14 protein-coding genes are annotated in these 14,323 nt (G+C 59.4%); 4 read left to right on the top strand and 10 right to left on the bottom strand.

Annotated elements, in window-relative coordinates; translation table 11 throughout:
• Window positions 1-29 precede the first annotated feature (29 nt).
• The 7 genes from NLU14_RS20090 to metG are packed head-to-tail and all read right to left on the bottom strand — an operon-like array spanning window position 30 to window position 7,573.
• The gene (locus NLU14_RS20090; RefSeq protein WP_275709938.1) at window positions 30-740 is read right to left on the bottom strand and encodes an electron transport complex subunit E; all 711 of its coding nucleotides are present in this window, start codon (window positions 738-740) and stop codon (window positions 30-32) included.
• Between the two features lies 1 nt (window position 741).
• Complete coding sequence (rsxG, locus tag NLU14_RS20085; protein WP_275709936.1) at window positions 742-1,443, bottom strand: electron transport complex subunit RsxG; 702 nt, start codon at window positions 1,441-1,443, stop codon at window positions 742-744.
• A 3-nt stretch (window positions 1,444-1,446) separates the two neighbouring features.
• Window positions 1,447-2,499 (bottom strand): electron transport complex subunit RsxD, encoded by a 1,053-nt coding sequence (rsxD, locus tag NLU14_RS20080; RefSeq protein ID WP_275709934.1) that lies wholly within the window; start codon window positions 2,497-2,499, stop codon window positions 1,447-1,449.
• 19 nt (window positions 2,500-2,518) lie between these two features.
• The gene (gene rsxC, locus NLU14_RS20075) at window positions 2,519-4,354 is read right to left on the bottom strand and encodes an electron transport complex subunit RsxC (protein WP_275709933.1); all 1,836 of its coding nucleotides are present in this window, start codon (window positions 4,352-4,354) and stop codon (window positions 2,519-2,521) included.
• Window positions 4,354-4,932, bottom strand: coding sequence for an electron transport complex subunit RsxB (gene rsxB, locus NLU14_RS20070; protein WP_275709931.1), 579 nt, complete (start codon window positions 4,930-4,932; stop codon window positions 4,354-4,356). Before rsxB ends, rsxC begins: the two co-directional genes overlap by 1 nt.
• Window positions 4,933-4,945: 13 nt before the next feature.
• Window positions 4,946-5,527 (bottom strand): electron transport complex subunit RsxA, encoded by a 582-nt coding sequence (rsxA, locus tag NLU14_RS20065; protein WP_275709929.1) that lies wholly within the window; start codon window positions 5,525-5,527, stop codon window positions 4,946-4,948.
• A 12-nt stretch (window positions 5,528-5,539) separates the two neighbouring features.
• Complete coding sequence (gene metG, locus NLU14_RS20060) at window positions 5,540-7,573, bottom strand: methionine--tRNA ligase (protein ID WP_275709927.1); 2,034 nt, start codon at window positions 7,571-7,573, stop codon at window positions 5,540-5,542.
• A 192-nt stretch (window positions 7,574-7,765) separates the two neighbouring features.
• Here metG and apbC point away from each other — a divergent pair, with 192 nt between their 5' ends.
• The 4 genes from apbC to NLU14_RS20040 all read left to right on the top strand — a co-directional run bounded on the left by apbC (window position 7,766) and on the right by NLU14_RS20040 (window position 11,660).
• On the top strand, window positions 7,766-8,866 hold the full coding sequence (gene apbC, locus NLU14_RS20055; RefSeq protein WP_275709926.1) for an iron-sulfur cluster carrier protein ApbC: 1,101 nt from the start codon (window positions 7,766-7,768) through the stop codon (window positions 8,864-8,866).
• 230 nt (window positions 8,867-9,096) lie between these two features.
• On the top strand, window positions 9,097-9,663 hold the full coding sequence (dcd, locus tag NLU14_RS20050; protein ID WP_085681099.1) for a dCTP deaminase: 567 nt from the start codon (window positions 9,097-9,099) through the stop codon (window positions 9,661-9,663).
• A 55-nt stretch (window positions 9,664-9,718) separates the two neighbouring features.
• Window positions 9,719-10,318 (top strand): YjaG family protein, encoded by a 600-nt coding sequence (locus NLU14_RS20045; RefSeq protein WP_275709924.1) that lies wholly within the window; start codon window positions 9,719-9,721, stop codon window positions 10,316-10,318.
• A gap of 70 nt (window positions 10,319-10,388) precedes the next feature.
• Window positions 10,389-11,660, top strand: a complete 1,272-nt coding sequence (locus tag NLU14_RS20040; RefSeq protein WP_275709922.1) for a valine--pyruvate transaminase — start codon at window positions 10,389-10,391, stop codon at window positions 11,658-11,660.
• 12 nt (window positions 11,661-11,672) lie between these two features.
• Here the strand turns inward: NLU14_RS20040 and NLU14_RS20035 are convergent, their stop codons facing one another.
• From NLU14_RS20035 to purM, 3 genes are all read right to left on the bottom strand, one after another.
• The gene (locus tag NLU14_RS20035; protein ID WP_275709920.1) at window positions 11,673-12,413 is read right to left on the bottom strand and encodes a DUF3108 domain-containing protein; all 741 of its coding nucleotides are present in this window, start codon (window positions 12,411-12,413) and stop codon (window positions 11,673-11,675) included.
• A 97-nt stretch (window positions 12,414-12,510) separates the two neighbouring features.
• A complete protein-coding gene (gene purN, locus NLU14_RS20030) occupies window positions 12,511-13,191 on the bottom strand; it encodes a phosphoribosylglycinamide formyltransferase (RefSeq protein ID WP_275709918.1) in 681 nt (226 codons plus the stop codon).
• Window positions 13,188-14,252 carry a phosphoribosylformylglycinamidine cyclo-ligase gene (gene purM, locus NLU14_RS20025; RefSeq protein ID WP_275709915.1) on the bottom strand — a complete coding sequence of 355 codons (1,065 nt, stop codon included), beginning with the start codon at window positions 14,250-14,252 and terminating at the stop codon, window positions 13,188-13,190. The genes purN and purM overlap by 4 nt, the downstream gene beginning before the upstream one ends.
• Window positions 14,253-14,323: the final 71 nt, after the last annotated feature.

Genomic DNA, 14,323 nt, shown 5'->3' with positions numbered 1-14,323 from the left:
CCGCTGATTGAAAAAGGCTTACAGAGTGCTCAGGACACATGGCCGGTCACCCGTACTCGTTTGCTGCCGGCCACCACGGGCTCGGCAGCCTTGCGGCGGGCCTTGATGTGATTGTCTATGCCATTCTTGAGCGCGATGAGCAGCCCCAGCCCGACGAAGGCGCCGGGAGGCAGCACCATGAACAGCACATCCGGATACTGCTCCAGTGGCCGGATGCCCCAGTCTGCGGCCATTGGGCCCAACAGCAGGTCCATGTCGGTAAACAGCGTGCCCTGGCCAATCAACTCCCGCATTGCGCCGAGCGCAATCAGCACCACCAGGAATCCGATGCCCATCATGACGCCGTCCAGCAGGGCCGGCAGGGGTGCGTTCTTGGACGCAAAGGCATCGGCGCGGCCAAGGATGGCGCAGTTGGTCACGATCAGCGGAATGAAGATTCCGAGTATCTGGTAAAGCTCGTAGGTATAAGCCTGCATCAGCAGTTCCGCGCAGGTTACGAAGGAGGCGATGATCATCACGAAAGCAGGCAGGCGCACCGACTCGCTGACAAAGTTACGAATCAGCGACACCGCCAGATTCGAGCCCATCAGCACCATGAGCGTGGCCAGACCCAGGCCGATGGCGTTAACCACGGTACTGGTCACCGCCAGCAGGGGGCACAGCCCCAACACCTGCACCAGGGCCGGATTATTGGTCCACAAACCGTCACGGATGATTTCTGCGCTGGATTTGGTCGCCATGTTACGAGTGCTCCCGTTCTGGTGTCTGGCCGGCAATCTCTTCCGGTGTCAGCGGCTTGTTTCGGGGGGATGCCGGTTCGTTCAGGATGCCGCGAATGTCACTGCGATGTTTGCGGAAATAGACCAGGGATTTCTGCACCGCTTTCACCACGGCCCTCGGGGTAATGGTTGCGCCAGTAAATTGGTCGAACGTACCGCCGTTTTTCTTTACATTCCAGTCTTTCGGTTCGGGGTTGCCAAGGGAGCGGCCGGTGAATGAGTGAACCCAGTCGGATTTCTTGGTTTCGATGCGATCTCCCAGGCCGGGAGTCTCCCGGTGACTGGTCACCCGTACGCCCAGTATTTTGCCCTGCAGGTTCATGCCCACCAGCAGGTGGATATCTCCGGAATAACCATCGGGCGCCACCACTGGCATGATCAGCCCTGTTGGCCGGCCATTGCGACGTGCAACCCAGGCAGTAATGGGCTCCCCGTCATTGAGCCGTTGGCCAGCGGGAAGCTGGACGGTGTCGGTTAGTAAATTATTGTCGTGCCGGTTCTCGGGAATGATCTCGAACAACGCCTGGGCTTCTGCCCGGGCAGCCTGTTCCTGGATGCGTTCCGCCGTCAGTACCTGGGTTACAGCAATGGTTCCACCGGTAATGATGGCGAACAGGCCGAGGCCGATGGCGTTGCGGCGGATTGACTGGGTGATGGCTGCCATGGCTTACCCCTGCCCCTTGCCGGGAATGCCGCGCCGCGGTTTGTGGTGCCCGTAAGTACGTGGCGGCGTGTAGTGATCGATAAACGGTACGGCAAAGTTCATCAACAGTACGCTGAAGGCCACCGCATCGGGGTAGGCCCCCCAGGTGCGGATCAGGTAGATCAGGATACCGATAGCAGCGCCGTAGATCAGTTTGCCCTGGTGGCTGGAGGCCGCGGACACCGGGTCCGTCGCAATGAAAAAGGCGCCCAGCATGGTGCCGCCTGCCAGCAGGTGCATCGACAGCGGCGCATACTGGTCGGCATTGCTGCCAAAGGCGAGGCTCATAATCGCCAGGCCTGCCAGCATGCTGACAGGAATGTGCCAGGTAATGATTCTAAGGCCGATGAGTACCAGGCCGCCGGCGAGAAACGCGGCATTGACCCATTCCCATCCCTTGGCAACGCCCTCGCCAAAGGTGGGGTGCTGGAGCACTTCCGCTGCGGTGTGGGTGGCGATCTTGTGTTTGTATTCATCCAGCGGCGTGGCCATGGTGAATCCGTCCACCGCTGTTTGCTGCCCGGAGGCGATCATTCCGAGGGTTTCCCCGAACCCGGGGCCTGTCTCCCACAACAGGCCGGGTTGGGCCCAGTTGGTGGTCATGGCCACCGGGAAAGAAATCAGTACCAGCGCGTAGCCCACCATCGCAGGGTTGAACGGGTTGGAACCAAGCCCGCCGTATAGTTGTTTGGCCATGACGATGGCGGCGATAACCGCAACGGCGGACACCCACCAGGGCGCGAACTGGGGCAGGGAAAGGCCCAGCAAAAGGCCGGTAACGGCTGCGGTGTTGTCCTTCAGGAAGATGGTAACGGGGCGCTTGCGAAGCTTGAGGATGGTTGCTTCGGCGGCCAGTGCCACGGCAGTACACCACACTACATTGATCAGGTTGCCCCAGCCGAAAAACAGGGTCTGTGCCAGCAGGCCGGGCAGGGCTGCCAGAATCACCCATCGCATCACCTGTGAGGTGGAGCGGGCGTTGCGGGCATGGGGAGAGGACTGTTGCGCAAGTGCCATTAGCGTTGGGGCCTGTTCATCATGAGTCAGTCGTTTGGGTGTCAGCGGCTTCCAGGGAATGACGGGCTTCAGCCAGGGCTTCTTCCGCGCGTTTCACCCGGTCGTGGTTCTTGGTGACGGCCCGCTCCAGTTTCTCGACGTTGTCCGCATTTTCGGCTTTGGCATCTTCCAGCATACTCTGCATGGTGTTGAGCTTGGCGGTGGACTGGTTGAGTTGTTTTTCCAGGGTTTCGATATCCGGTGCCGGCTCGCTTGCAGGTTTTTCCGGAGTGTTGCTGTCTGTTGCTGCGGATTGCTTGTTTTTCGCCTTCTTTCGGGCCAGGGCTTCCTGAACCTGGGCGGCCTTGGCGGCGCGATCATCGGCTGGCTGGCCCTGTGCTTCCGCCTCCGCGGCCTCGGCCTGCTTCTTCGCCTGGGCTTCAGCGGCCGCCTTTGCCCGCTCCTTGCGCCGCAGTTCTTTTTCCTGCTGCTCCCGTTCCAGCCTGGCCTGGCGGGCTTCGAAACGTTCACGGGCGCGATCTGCCTTCAGGTGCTCGGCCTGTTGAACCCGGATCTCGCCTTTGGCGGCACGGTAATATTGCACCAGGGGGATGGAGCTGGGGCAGACGTAGGAGCAGATACCACACTCAATGCAGTCGAACAGGTTCAGGTGCTCGGCCTTGTCGAACTCTCCGGAGCTGGAGTACCAGAACAGTTGCTGGGGCAGCAGTTCCATGGGGCAGGCTTCGGCGCATGCGCCACAACGGATACAGGGTTGCTCCGGTGCGGGGTCGGGCAGCTCCGACGCGGTGGCGGCAATCACGCAGTTGGTGGTTTTCACCACAGGCACTGACGGCGTTTCCAGGGTGTAACCCATCATCGGGCCGCCGAGTACCAGCCGGTGAAGGGCGTTGTCGTCCAGTCCGGCTCGTACCAGCAGGTAATCGATGGGCGTGCCGATCAATACTTCGAAATTACCGGGATTGGTGATGGCCTGGCCGGTCACAGTCGTGATGCGGGAAATCAGCGGTTCTCCGCGGAAAATGGCGGCCGATACGGCGATAGCCGTGCCCACGTTCTGGCACATCACACCGATATCCGCGGGGATGCCGCCACTGGGCACTTCCATGCCCGTGAGGAGCTGGATAAGCTGCTTTTCGCCCCCGGACGGGTACTTGGTGGGGATGACTGCAACCTCTGTCTGGGTGCCTTCTGCGGCCTTCCTGAGCGCTGCAATGGCCTCTGGTTTGTTGTCCTCAACCGCAATAACGCAGCGTTCCGGGCGAAGTATCCAGGCCATGATCCGGAGCCCGGCGATGATCTCGTCGGCTTTCTCCCTCATCGACATATCGTCGGCGGTGATATACGGCTCGCACTCGGCGCCGTTCAGGATCAGCGTGCTCACTTTGCGGTCTTTTGGCGGGCGTAGCTTGATATTGGTCGGGAAACCCGCGCCGCCCATGCCCGCAATGCCTGAGTCGCGGATCAGATCCAGGACCTGTTCTCTATCCAGGTCCCGGTAGTTCGCAACTGGGCTGAGGGTGCCCCATTCATCCTGTCCGTCGGGCCTGAGTGTGATGCACCAGTCGCTCATGCCAGAGGGGTGGGGAACCGGCTGCAGGCTGACGGACTCGATAGTGCCGGAGGTGGGTGCGTGAACGGGAACGCCCATGCCACCGGTAACATCGGCAATCTTCTGGCCTTTCAGAACGCGATCACCAACACTGACGCAGGCCTCGGCCGGTTCACCAATGTGCTGTTGAAGTGGCAACACCAGTATGTCCGGCAGGCCCGCCTTTGCGATGGGGCGAGTGGTGGACAGGTGCTTGTTTTCGGCGGGATGGATGCCACCGGAGAAGTCCCAGAGTTGCGTCATCAGGCACTGGCTCCCTGGCGGTCCGTGGCGATCAAGCCCGATTTGGGGGGCGTCCAGGTCCATGAGCGTATATCCGGCTCCACCGTTACCATGTCGATGCAATCCACGGGGCAGGGCTCCACACAAAGATCACAACCGGTGCACTCACTTTCAATCACCGTGTGCATGTGTTTTGCGGCGCCCAGGATAGCGTCCACCGGGCAGGCCTGGATGCACTTGGTGCAGCCGATGCACTCGTCCTCACGGATAACCGCAACGCGTTTGGCCTGTTCAACGCCGTGTTCCGCGTCCAGCGGTTGTGGCTCCACATCCAACAGGTCCGCCAGGGCCTTGATGGTGGTTTCGCCACCGGGTGGGCATTTGTTGATGGCATCGCCGTTGGCAATGGATTCGGCGTAAGGGCGGCAGCCGGGGAAGCCACACTGGCCGCACTGGGTTTGCGGCAGCATGGAGTCAATCTGGTCCACCAGCGGGTTGCCTTCCACCCGGAAACGCTCAGCAGCGAAACCCAGCAGGCCGCCGAACACCACCGCCAGCGCGAGCAGAACCACCACGGCAATCAGTATGCTCGTCCACATAACAAATGCTCCGTCAGACGCTGACCAGGCCGGTAAAACCCAGGAAGGCCAATGACATCAACCCTGCGGTCACCATACCAATAGCAGCACCCTGGAAGGCAACCGGCACATCGGCAACGGCAATGCGCTCTCGCATGGCGGCAAACAGCACCAGAACGAGGGAGAAACCGGCGGCAGCACCAAAGCCGTACAGCACGGACTCCACGAAGTTGTTGTTCTTGTTGAGGTTGAGCAGGGCAACGCCCAGGACCGCACAGTTGGTGGTAATCAGCGGCAGGAAAATACCCAGCACCCGGTATAGCAGGGGGCTGGTTTTGCGAACCACCATTTCCGTGAACTGCACCACCACGGCGATCACCAGGATGAAGGTGATGGTCTTGAGGAACGCCAGGTCCAGCGGTTCCAGCAGGTAGGTATAAGCCAGATAACTGCATACCGAAGCGAGGGTCAGCACGAACGTGGTGGCCAAAGACATGCCCATGGCGGTTTCCAGCTTCCCGGAAACGCCCATGAACGGGCAGAGCCCCAGGAACTGCACCAGCACAAAGTTGTTCACCAGTATAGTACTGACCAGGATCAGCAGATACTCAGTCATCAGTCCCCACCATTACATGATCCGCATGCCGGGTGTGGCGCCGGAATCGGGTGACAGGATAAAGATATCCTTACCGCCCGGGCCCGCTGCCAGCACCATACCTTCAGACATGCCAAACTTCATTTTCCGGGGCTTGAGATTGGCCACCATTACCGTCAGGCGCCCCTCCAGATCTTCCGGCCTGTAAGCCGATTTGATACCCGCAAACACGTTGCGCTCGCCATGCCCCACGTCAAGGGTGAGGCGAAGAAGCTTGTCTGCGCCTTCCACGTGTTCGGCTTTGACAATCTTGACAACCCGAAAGTCCACTTTCGCGAAGTCCCCGAATTCTATCTCATCGGCAATCGGCTCAAGATTGGCTTCAGGCTCTTTCTGCCCGGTCGCCGCAGGCATTTCTTCCTTGGAAGCGTCCAGCATTTTCTCGATCTGGGCCATTTCCACACGATTCATCAGCGGCTTGAACTTGTTGATGTCGTGGTTCTCCAGGCGCTGATCACGCTTGTTCCAGTCCAGCGGGGCATTGAGGAACGCTTCCGAGGCCTTCGCGGTTTCCGGCAGCACCGGCGCCAGGTAGGTCATCAGCAAGTGGAACATGTTAATGGCGTTGGTACAGATGGCCTGCAGGTTGTCGTCCTGGCCTTCCTGCTTGGCAATCACCCAGGGCTGTTCGTCATTTACATACTGGTTGGCGACATCCGCCAGTTCCATGATGCGCCGCATGGCGCGACCAAACTCCCGGGCCTCGTAGAAATCTGCGATCTCCCCCCCGGCATCGATAAACTCTTTCAGCTTGTCGTGCTCGGTAACGGTGCCAAGCTGGCCGTTGAAACGCTTGGTAATAAAGCCGGCACTGCGGCTGGCGATGTTCACAACCTTGCCGACCAGATCCGAGTTCACCCGTGCGGCGAAGTCCTCCAGGTTCAGGTCCATGTCATCGACGCTGCCGGTCAGCTTGGCGGCGAAATAGTAGCGCAAGTATTCCGGGTTCAGGTGGTCCAGATAGGTGCGGGCCATGATGAACGTGCCCCGGGACTTGGACATCTTCTTGCCATTCACCGTCACAAAACCGTGGGCCCAGACGGCACTCGGGGTACGGAACCCCGCACTGTGGAGCATGGAGGGCCAGAACAGCGCGTGGAAATTGATGATGTCCTTGCCGATGAAGTGATACACCTCGGCGGTGGAATCCGCTTTCCAGAAGTGCTCGAAATCAATGCCTTCACGGTTGCACAGGTTCTTGAAGCTCGCCAGGTAACCGATGGGGGCATCCAGCCAGACATAGAAATACTTGCCCGGTGCGTCCGGAATCTCGAACCCGAAATAGGGCGCATCGCGGCTGATGTCCCATTCCTGCAGGCCAGCATCCAGCCACTCGGCCAGCTTGTTGGCCACCTGGGGCTGGAGCGTGCCACTGCGGGTCCAGTTGGCGAGAAAATCCGCGAACGCCGGCAGGCGGAAGAAATAGTGCTCGGATTCCTTCTCAACGGGTGTGGCACCGGAAACCGCCGAACGCGGATTGATCAGCTCCGCCGGTGTATAGGTGGCACCACAGGCCTCACAGTTGTCACCGTACTGGTCTTCGGTTTTGCATTTCGGGCAAGTGCCCTTGATGAACCGATCCGCCAGGAACATGTTCTTTTCCGGATCAAACGCCTGGGTGATCTTGCGGGTGGCGATATGGCCGTTTTCCTGCAACTGACGATAGATGTATTCCGAAAATTGACGGTTCTCCTCGGAATGGGTGGTGTAATAGTTATCGAAGAGAATATGGAAGCCGCCGAAATCCTGCTGGTGCTCTTCGCGAATGCGATCAATCAGGTTTTCCGACGAGATGCCTTCCCGCTCGGCCCGCAGCATGATCGCGGTACCGTGGGCGTCATCCGCGCAGACGTAGTAGCAGTTCTGGCCACGCATTTTCTGATAGCGCACCCAGATATCGGTCTGAATGTATTCCAGCAGATGGCCCAGGTGAATGGGGCCATTGGCGTACGGCAGGGCGCTGGTTACCAGAATATCGCGCTGTTGCTTTGAACTCACTTGCGTCATGTTTTGGTCCGAACCTTCATTCGTCAGGAGTTGGGCGTTCGCGTTTGCCGGCCTTGCTCAGGATCAAAACTCGTTATGGCCAGAAACGGGCACAGATGATACCTTCCAAGCAAAGTTTTTTCATCCGAAACACCCGCTTTCAGCGCTAATACTTGTGAACAGGAACGCGCAGAGATTACCCCGGAGAGTCCGATGGCCCAGATTTCACAGCACGCACTGGAAACCGCCGTAAAACAGTACCGCGACCCCTATCTCGGCAAGGATCTGTACGAACTGGGTGCCGTGAAGTCCCTGACGGCGGACGAGAGTGGCAAAGTCACCGTCATGATTGAGCTGCCATACCCTTCGAAGGGCATCGCGGGCGCCCTGAAAGAACTGCTCACCAACGCCCTGGACGACGTCGAAGGTGTCGAGAGCGTGGATGCCCACGTGGGGCAGCGCATCCACTCCCACAAGGGCCAGAAAGACATCCAGTCCGTGCCCGGCGTGAAAAACATCATTGCCGTGGCCTCCGGCAAGGGCGGCGTGGGCAAATCCACCACCGCTGTCAACCTGGCCCTGGCCCTGCACGCCGAAGGCGCCCGCGTGGGCATCCTCGACGCCGATATCTACGGCCCCAGCATCGGCATGATGCTGGGCGTCCCCGAAGGCAAACGCCCCGACACCCGCGAGAACAAATACTTCGTCCCCATGGAAGCCCACGGCCTGCAGGCCAACTCCATGGCCTTCGTCGTCACCGACAAAACCCCCATGGTCTGGCGCGGCCCCATGGTCAGCGGCGCCGTCATGCAGCTGCTGCAGCAGACCTTGTGGAACGAACTGGACTACCTCATCCTCGACATGCCCCCGGGCACCGGCGACATCCAGCTCACCATCGCCCAGAAAGTCCCGGTTACCGGTGCCGTCATCGTCACCACCCCCCAGGACATCGCCCTGCTGGATGGCAAGAAAGGCATCGAAATGTTCCGCAAGGTGGAAATCCCCGTGCTGGGTGTGGTGGAAAACATGAGCGTCCACATCTGCAGCAACTGCGGCCACGAAGAACCCCTCTTCGGCCACGGCGGCGGCGAGCGCATCGCCGAAGAATACGACACCACGCTACTCGGCCAGCTGCCACTGCACATGACCATCCGCGAACAGACCGATGGCGGCAGGCCCTCAGTGGTGGCAGAGCCGGACTCGGAAGTGGCAAGACGCTACAAGGACATCGCCCGAAGGGTAGGCGCGGAACTTTCCACCCGTGAAAGAAACCTGACGGGCTCTATTTCCAGTGTTTCCGTAACCGAACACTGATCCACGTAACAGTCAGATCGCAAGAACAGGCAGGGCCTTCCGAAACTGTGAAAAACATGGATGTTTTTCTCAAGCCTACATGGACGTATTAACGGCGTGTTTCGGAAGGCCCTGCCTGTTCTTGCAGCCCCCAAAACTAAAGGTGGGATTCAAGAGGCCAAAGCTTCGACAGACAAAAACCGAACAGGTAAACTACCGCCTCTCTTTTTTATGGATACGAGACGTCACCCATGAGCATCAAATCCGACCACTGGATTCGCCGGATGTCCCGGGATCAAGGCATGATTGAACCCTTCGAGTACGATCAGGTCCGCGAAACCGAAAAAGGCCGCGTAATCTCCTATGGCACATCCAGCTACGGCTACGATGTCCGTTGCAGCAACGAATTCAAAATCTTCACCAACGTCCACTCAGCCACCGTCGACCCCAAAAACTTCGACGAAAACAGCTTTGTGAACTACACCGGCGACGTCTGCATCATCCCGCCCAACTCCTTCGCCCTGGCACGCACCGTGGAATACTTCCGTATCCCCCGCAGCGTACTGACCATCTGCCTGGGCAAATCCACCTACGCGCGTTGTGGCATCATCGTCAACGTCACACCGCTGGAACCCGAGTGGGAAGGGCAGGTCACCCTGGAGTTTTCCAACACCACCAACCTGCCGGCCAAAATCTACGCCAACGAAGGCGTCGCCCAGATGCTGTTCTTCGAATCCGATGAAATCTGCGACACCAGCTACAAGGACCGGGGCGGAAAATACCTGGGTCAGACGGGTGTGACCCTGCCGCGAACATGAGTGGCTCCGCCACGCACAGATCCCCGGCAAGCAACACCCTCAGGAGACATCCACAGTGAATGCCAATCAGTTTCTGAAAGCGGTATCACAACTACAGGGCTGGCGGGAATTCACCTTCCTGATGGCCCTCGCGGAGCGCTCCTTCCCCAACTACGCCCTGTTCGCAGATGCGGTTGAGCTGAAAACCGGCGCTAAAATGCGCCAGTTGCTCGATCTGGGCTGGGGCATGCTGCAAAAAGACGCCTCCGAAGCAGCTATTCCCCAGCTACTGGCGAAACTGGAAGCCCTGTCACCAGACGTAAACGCCTACGATGCATACGGCGTGTACCCGGCTTTCGATTTCTGCCAGTTGCTGGAACAGGCACTGCTGAACCGACTTAATCCCGGTAAGCACCGCGCAACCGACGCCTCACAAATGGCCACGGCAACGGTGATGAACTTTATCGAGCTTTCCGAAGGGGAAGGCCTGGAAGAGGACGAACTGGTCCGGGTGCTGGACCAGCACCCGCTGATGAAAGAGGACAAAGTGTTCCAGCGGGACATTGTCCTTGCCCTCAAGCGCCAGCGTACCCCCACCAGCCAGTTCGTTGAGCGTATCCGTGACGACGCTGCCAACGATGGCGTGAGTAACCTTGGGATCTCCCTGAACGACTGACCGGCGGCTCTGCCGGCTCTGTCCTACACTGGAGTGATAACCCCTTTTAAACCGGTACAGACAAGGCACCATGAAACTTTCCTCGTTCGGTCGGAAATTTACCGCGGATGCGGGCATAACCTCCCTGATGGACGACCTGGGCAACGCCCTGGCCTCCGGCGACGACATGATCATGATGGGCGGGGGCAATCCCGGCCATATTCCCGAGATCCAGGAGCGTGTCCAGCAGATACTGGCGGATATGGCCCAAAGCGATACTGATACACGCAGACTGGTGGGCATCTACGACCCGCCCCAGGGCGAGAAGCAGTTTATTGCCTCGCTGGCGGAGTTGTTGAACCGGGAATATGGCTGGGGCCTGAAACCGGAAAATATCGCCCTTACAAATGGTAGCCAGGCCGCCTTCTTCATGCTGTTCAATATGTTCGGTGGTGACTATGGCAACGGAGTGCACAAGCACATCCTGCTGCCCCTGGCGCCCGAATACATCGGTTATGCCGACGCGGGTATCGAGCCCGGATTGTTCCATGCCGTGCAACCGGACATTTCCTTTACCGATGCCCACGAGTTCAAGTATCGCGTGGATTTTGATGCGGTTGAGGTGACTGCTGAAACCGGTGCCATCTGTGTTTCCCGTCCCACCAACCCGACAGGCAATGTGGTCACCGATGACGAACTGGCCCGGTTGGAAGCCATGGCGCGCCAGCACAACATCCCACTGATTGTGGACGGTGCCTACGGCACACCCTTCCCGAATCTGTTGTTTGTGGACGCAACACCCCACTGGAATGACCAGGTCATACTGTGCCTGAGTCTGTCCAAGTTTGGCCTGCCAGCCGTGCGCACCGGTATCGTCATCGCGGCGGAGCCCGTTATCAAGGCGCTGTCAAGCATCAATGCGATTATGAACCTGGCCACCGGCAGCTTTGGCGCCATGCTGGCGGAGCCGCTGGTCCGTTCCGGGGAGATCCTGTCACTCAGCCGGGATGTGGTCTGCCCCTTCTACAAGGCCAAAATGGAGCGGGCGGTTGTGGTGTTCCGGGATGCCATGGGTGAGGACAGCTGTCATTGGTACGTCCACAAGCCGGAAGGCGCTATGTTCCTGTGGCTGTGGTTTCCGGATCTGCCCATCTCCAGCCTGGAGCTGTATCAGCGGCTGAAGGAGCGAGGTGTGCTGGTGGTGTCCGGGCATTATTTCTTCCCGGGATTGCCGGACGACGGTTGGAAGCATCGACACCAGTGCCTGCGGGTAACCTATTCACAGGATGATGAGCGCGTGGCCGAGGGGCTGCGCATTATCGCCGATGAGGTGAAGGCGGTCTGGGCAGACGCCAAAGAGTAAGGCGCCGTTGCTTCAGCGATCGATTGTGGCCTCGCTGATGGTCAGTTCGTACTCGCTGCCATCCGGTTCTACCTGCAGGAAGCGGATGAGCAGGTAGTCACGCTCTGGTGCGAACCACATCAGGGACTGGCGCTTGCTGCCGCTGTCGCGGACTTTCTCGGCTTTGAGTGCCTTATAGGTATTGCCGTTGACGCTCAGTGTTTCTTCGTCAACCACCGCAAAGCGATCGGTGTCGTAGTCGCCCTTGTCAATCACGCGATAGACCATCTCACGCTTGCCGGCCTTGATGTCCTGGCTGAGTTGTAGCTGGTAGCCCATGGGGTCCAGGGCACCTTCTTCCAGTTTCATCGAAAACCTGTCGCCCTCGTGGTGCCCGCTGACTTCCATATTGTCCCAGTCAAAGTCGATCGCTTCCTTTCTGTCCCTGATCAGGAGACCAGAAAGCTCATAGCGGTAACGCAGGGGAACGACATGGTTGTCCTCCCAGCGGAAAATCAGCGACTCGTCGATATCGGCGACAAAAGAATTCACATCTGTACGGAAGTGCCAGGTGCCATCGTCCCGCTGTTCCAGAATACGGCGGGCATCCCCGTTGAGGGATATGCCCTTGTCCAGGGAGGCGTTGTAGCTGAGCTCCATCGGATGGAGGGCAATGGCCTCCTGATCATCGGAGGCGTGTGCAAGAGTAGCGCCGAAAAGCAGTATCCCGGCCAGCAGGGCGGGCAGGGCTGTGGGGCTGAGATTCTGGGGCATACGAGTTCTCCGGTTGCACGGTCGGTGCGAGTACCTGTCACCTGATATCGGACAGTCTAGCGCGCCTGACCGCTTCCGCAGATGACGATATATTTACTCAGGCCGTGGTGGCCCCGCCTTCATCCGGAAGAACCAGCGGGCGATTCAGCGGCTGGCCGTCGAAAACCACATAGTCGGTACCAAGCTGGATACGCCCTTCACAGAACCAGCGTACAACAATGGGATAAAGCAGGTGCTCTTTCTCCTGGACCTTTTCGGCAAGGGATTCCGGGGTGTCGTCCGGGGCAACACTGACTTCCGCCTGGGCGATCACCGGCCCGCCATCCAGCTCTTCGGTGACAAAGTGGATAGACACACCATGGGCCGTGTCACCGGCCTCCAGTGCGCGCCTGTGGGTGTCGAGGCCGGTGTACTTCGGCAGCAACGACGGGTGCACGTTGAGCATGGTGCCACGCAGGGCCCGCACAAAATCCGTGGTGAGTATGCGCATGAATCCGGCCAGCACGATCAGGTCCGGGTTGTGGCGGCGAATTTCCGCCATCAGCGCACCGTCAAACTCCTCCCGCGAGCTGTAACGGGTGTGGTCCACGGTGAAGGTGTCGATATTCGCCTGGGCCGCCCGCTCCAGGGCAAAGGCGCCCGGGCGGTTGCATCCTACCGCGACGATCTGGCCGGGGAAATCCCGCTCGCGGCTGGCGTTGATCAGGGCCTGGAGATTCGTGCCACTGCCGGACGCCAGAACCAGGATGCGTGGTGCGGTTACGGAATCTGCCTTCATGCCGACAAGAGCCCCGGGGCATAGCGCACTGAGGCGGATGCCGCGTTGTCTTCCGCGGCCTCGATAATGCCGATTTGCCAGACTTTCTCGCCCAGGGCGTTGAGGGTATCGAGGGCCAGTTCACGCTGGTTGGCCGGGATACAGACAATCATGCCGACACCGCAATTGAAGGTGCGGTACATCTCCTCGGTGGCGACTCCGCCAGCGTCTTTCAGCCATTGGAAGACAGGAGGCAGTTTCCAGCTGTCGGTGTCGATGGCCGCTACCATGCCATCGGGCAACACCCGGGGAATGTTTTCCGGGAGGCCGCCGCCGGTAATGTGGGAGAGGGCACGAACGTCCACTTCGCGGGCGAGCTGAAGCAGGTTCTTCACATAGATGCGGGTTGGCGCCATTAGCGCATCGGCAAGTGTTACCTCTGCAACGGTCTGATTCAGGTCAGCGTTGCTGATTTCCAGAATCTTGCGGATCAGTGAGTAGCCGTTGGAATGCGGGCCGGAAGAACCCAGTGCCAGCAGCACGTCGCCGGCCTGAACACGGCTGCCGTCGATGATTTCAGCGCGCTCCGCCACACCCACGCAGAAGCCAGCCAGGTCGTAATCGTCGCCTTCGTACATGCCCGGCATTTCCGCGGTCTCTCCGCCCACCAGGGAGCAGCCTGCCTGTTCACAGCCGCGGCCAATACCGTCGACAACCTGGGCGGCCACGTCCACGTTAAGCTTGCCGGTGGCGTAATAGTCCAGAAAGAACAGCGGTTCGGCCCCGCCCACCACCAGGTCGTTCACGCACATGGCGACAAGATCGATACCAATGGTGTCATGCTTCTGTAATTGCATGGCAAGGCGAAGTTTGGTGCCAACCCCATCGGTACCCGATACCAGAACGGGCTCATTGTAGCCGGGCGGAATGGCAACCATGGCGCCAAAGCCACCGAGGCCGCCAAGGACTTCCGGGCGACGGGTGCGAGCGGCTGTTTCCTTGATCCGGTCGACGAGTTCGTTTCCGGCATCAATATCAACGCCGGCATCACGATAGGTGAGGGAGGGCTTCTGTTCGCTCATGGTGTGATTAACCGTTTGGACAGTGGGTCAGGCGGCGGATTTTAACAGGTGCGGAACGGCGCTCCAAATGC

This window comes from Marinobacter iranensis (assembly GCF_029207565.1).
In the GTDB taxonomy this organism is placed as follows: Bacteria; Pseudomonadota; Gammaproteobacteria; order Pseudomonadales; family Oleiphilaceae; genus Marinobacter; species Marinobacter iranensis.
This window is presented reverse-complemented; position numbering and strand designations above follow the sequence as displayed.